The organism is Desulfosporosinus sp. HMP52, from assembly GCF_000765145.1.
GTDB lineage: Bacteria > Bacillota > Desulfitobacteriia > Desulfitobacteriales > Desulfitobacteriaceae > Desulfosporosinus.
On record NZ_JMGA01000054.1, the window covers coordinates 1 to 3,610 of the forward strand.

5 protein-coding genes are annotated in these 3,610 nt (G+C 38.5%); 1 reads left to right on the forward strand and 4 read right to left on the reverse strand.

Annotation, left to right across the window (positions count from 1 at the left end; all coding sequences use genetic code 11):
* Positions 1–56 precede the first annotated feature (56 nt).
* Positions 57–737: a hydrogenase nickel incorporation protein HypB gene (gene hypB / locus DP73_RS18125; RefSeq protein WP_034601460.1), complete on the reverse strand. Its 681-nt coding sequence runs from the start codon at positions 735–737 to the stop codon at positions 57–59.
* Positions 737–1,078: a hydrogenase maturation nickel metallochaperone HypA gene (gene hypA, locus DP73_RS18130; RefSeq protein ID WP_034601461.1), complete on the reverse strand. Its 342-nt coding sequence runs from the start codon at positions 1,076–1,078 to the stop codon at positions 737–739. Before hypA ends, hypB begins: the two co-directional genes overlap by 1 nt.
* A gap of 379 nt (positions 1,079–1,457) precedes the next feature.
* On the opposite strand from hypA, the gene DP73_RS18135 reads away from it, so the two are divergent.
* Positions 1,458–1,679: an alpha/beta-type small acid-soluble spore protein gene (locus DP73_RS18135; RefSeq protein WP_034601462.1), complete on the forward strand. Its 222-nt coding sequence runs from the start codon at positions 1,458–1,460 to the stop codon at positions 1,677–1,679.
* A gap of 174 nt (positions 1,680–1,853) precedes the next feature.
* Here the strand turns inward: DP73_RS18135 and DP73_RS18140 are convergent, their stop codons facing one another.
* Together DP73_RS18140 and DP73_RS23730 are read right to left on the reverse strand one after the other, a co-directional pair.
* Positions 1,854–2,717, reverse strand: a complete 864-nt coding sequence (locus DP73_RS18140) for a sugar diacid recognition domain-containing protein (protein ID WP_034601463.1) — start codon at positions 2,715–2,717, stop codon at positions 1,854–1,856.
* Between the two features lie 693 nt (positions 2,718–3,410).
* Positions 3,411–3,610, reverse strand: a 200-nt coding sequence (locus DP73_RS23730) for a hypothetical protein (RefSeq protein WP_205623413.1), incomplete at its 5' end; no start/stop codon positions are given.

The window sequence follows — 3,610 nt, forward strand, 5'->3', positions numbered from 1 at the left end:
AAAGGCTCTTTTTTTAAGTTGGAATTATCAATCTCTAAATATCATTACTATGTAGCCTAATCTTTATGTACCTGATAATCATTAACTTTTTGACTTAGCCAGTTTATCCAGTCATCTAAGCCGTCTCCGTTACGACAAGATACTTCAAAAATTTTTATTTCTGGATTTATGGCTAGAATATCCCGTTTCATTGACTCCATATTAACATCAGTAAGCTTTTCAAGATCCATTTTGTTTAGAATAACCGCCTTAGCATTGCGAAATATTACGGGGTATTTTGAGGGCTTATCATCCCCTTCGACAATACTAAGAACTATAACCTTAAATTGTTCCCCTAGATCAAAGTCGGCCGGACAAACTAGGTTTCCGACATTTTCGATGATCATGAGATCCATAGCAGTCCAATCAAAGTCAGGCAAAACTTTGTTAACCATTTTACTGTCAAGATGGCAGCCTCCGCCGGTATTGATCTGTATCACAGGTACCTCGTGAATAGCTATACGATCAGCATCTTTACTAGTAAATATATCACCCTCAATTACACCGACACACAAATTTCGCGTTAAGAGGGGTAACGACTTTTCTAACAGTGAAGTCTTTCCTGCTCCCGGTGAGCCAATCATATTAATCGCTAAACAATTATTCTTTCTAAAATGCGCACGATTTTTCTCTGCCTGAGTATCATTTGAGTTAAGTAGATTAGCCATTACCTCAATTTCACGACGGCCTAATTCCATTATTCCACCTCCATGCTTTCTAATAATAATTCTTCACCACTAATTATTTTTATATTTGAGTTTCCACAATTGGGGCATAGAAAAAACATACTCTTTACTGAAAACTCACTCTGGCAATTCATACATAGAGCATTTACACCTACACGCTCTATAATCAACTCTGCACCTTCAGCTATCGTATCCTTAGAATAAGCCTCGAAGGCCATTTGAAGGGCATCGGGTTCTGCATTGGTGAGTTCCCCAACCTTAAGTTTAACTTGAATCACCTTTTTTACGTTGTGCTGGGAGATAGTTTGTTCGATGACTTCAAATACTCCCCCCATTAAAGACATTTCATGCATATTATTTGTTTAGTTAAGCAAAACAAAAAAACTTAACCGATCCTTTCATGAATTTTATTAGTTCAAGTTTATCGACCTTCAAGCTCTTTTTTCTATCAAGGGCTGGTTAAACCTATTTTCATGTTAAATGGCTTAGTCAATATTCCCGGAAGATATGTAATATCTTTATAACATCTTAGATTCGACGGAAGGATTATTTTTCCTTTTAAAGTAGTGATTATTATAATTTTAATTGTGTAGTTGCACTTGTTATATGAGCTTCCACTTAGTTTGCTATCAAATAAATTAAATATGTAGTATGTACTGTAGGGATAAAAAAGTTCTTAATGGTTAATATAATAATGATTTCAAAATACAACTGAGAAGGAGGATGGTCAATATGAGTCGAAATACACCTGAAGTTCCAGAATCCGAAAGACAGTTGGATCAGCTTAAGTGGGAAGTAGCTGAAGAATTAAATTTAGATGACGATATAGAAGAAAAAGGGTTTGCCAATATGACAACTCGAGAAGTAGGTCAAATCGGGGGAAATATGGTAAAAAAAATGATTACCTTTGCAGAAAAAGAAATGGCCGAACAAGGGGCCGATGTTATAGACTAATATCAGGTATAAATCCTAACTAATCAAACATAAGGGACGCGTTGAAAAAAACGTCGTCCCTTATGTTATTTAAGAGTGTATTTGGTTGTCAAATATAATCATTTCCTAACACGATATTGTTACGCATCCCATTCGGAAGAATTTGCTCAAAGCAATGTACAAAGGAACTTTTGTCTATAAACTTAAAGCAAGCGAATTTAATTCTCCGCTCACTTGTTGTAACCCTTCTACTAATATAGCAATTTCCTGATTTGCCTGTGCTTGTTCTCTTGTAATGGCACTGTTTCGCAATGAACTTTCAGAGATTCTTTCAATAATAGAGCGAAATTCTAATAGTAAGGCACTGATTTCGTTAGCTGACTGATTACTTTCATCTGCTAATTTACGAACTTCACCTGCTACTACGGAGAAGCCACGGCCATTTTCTCCGGCCCGAGCTGCCTCGATAGCAGCGTTTAAACCTAAGAGATTAGTTTGTTTGGCTACTTTACGAATAAAGCCTAAAATATCTGATGTAGATTGAAGGTAGTTCTCACCCTCACGTGCCTCAGTCGCAATAACTTGACTAATAGAAGCAACTTCTTGAGCAGAGGCAGCGGTTTGTTGTACTGCACTCACCGCCTTTTCTATTGCTAGACTTAAAGCTTTTACTTGGTCTCGAATAATTTCTTTTAACTCTTCATCTCTCATCATCATTACAACCATACCAGCAGCAATTTTGGCCACTGGGGTAACGATATCCAAAGACCCTGCTATTCCAAAGGTGCCAATTTTATTTCCATCTACTTTAATGGCCTGATTGTATCCTTCTTTTAGCGTACCTCCAGAATTCACAGCTTCTTCATTAGTAACGGCAGTGTTATCAATATTCGTAGTCATTATTTTATGGCTTCCCTTATGCTCTACACCTATTCTTGTTTGGGCAGAATCAGCGATGATTATCCCTGATTTATTACATACTATAACAGCAAACCCGCTTTGCTCATGAATAAAATTAACAATCTTATTCGCAATTTGATCGCTTAGCGTAAAGACCACAAACTCATCTCCTCTAACAAAAATTACAACTTAGTTTATCTATTTATTGTCTGACGGCCAGACCATCTACATTGTATATCTCCAATTATTCTTATTTTAACACAATCATCTTGGAAAAGTATGTTTTATTGTTCACTAAACCATTTTTTGAGTTATTCTTATTTTTTATGACAAATACTATATTTAATTGCAAGTTTCGAAATGACCAATCTCCTAGTAGAGATATTGTGGCAACCCCTACTCCCAAATTCGCCGACGTGTCGGCAAATTTAAGACACCCCAGATGAAGTGGAAGGAATGACACATAAAGAAAGACCACCTCATTCAGAGATGGTCTTTCGCTTGTTTACCTGGCAATAACCTACTTTCCCAGGGGCTATGCCCCAAGTATCATCGGCCCTGGAACGAAAGGCACGATAGTGTCCGGTGGACAGTATCGCCGAGCCACCAACCACAAAGAATAACTTCGTGGCGAAGGAACGAGCCTTTCGCCACACTGCGACTTATAACGCACACTCCTGCAGTGTGGATTCTTAACTTCCGTGTTCGTGTATACGAAAAGCGGATGAGCTTTTCGCCACACTGCGTCCCGTAACGCACTCTCCCTGCAGTGTGGATCGAACGGGTGGAACCCCGGTTCTTTCATCCTTTTTTGCTTGTTGCTTAAAAACGCTTATGACGAACACAAAGAGACTACCTCTTAGAGGTAGTCTCTTGCTTGTTTACCTGGCAATAACCTACTTTCCCAGGGGCTATGCCCCAAGTATCATCGGCCCTGGAACGAAAAGCGGACGAGCTTTTCGCCACACTGCGACTCATAACGCATACTCCTGCAGTGTGGATTCTTAACTTCCGTGTTCGGTAGCAGTATGATGGAACATAGAAAGAACTAC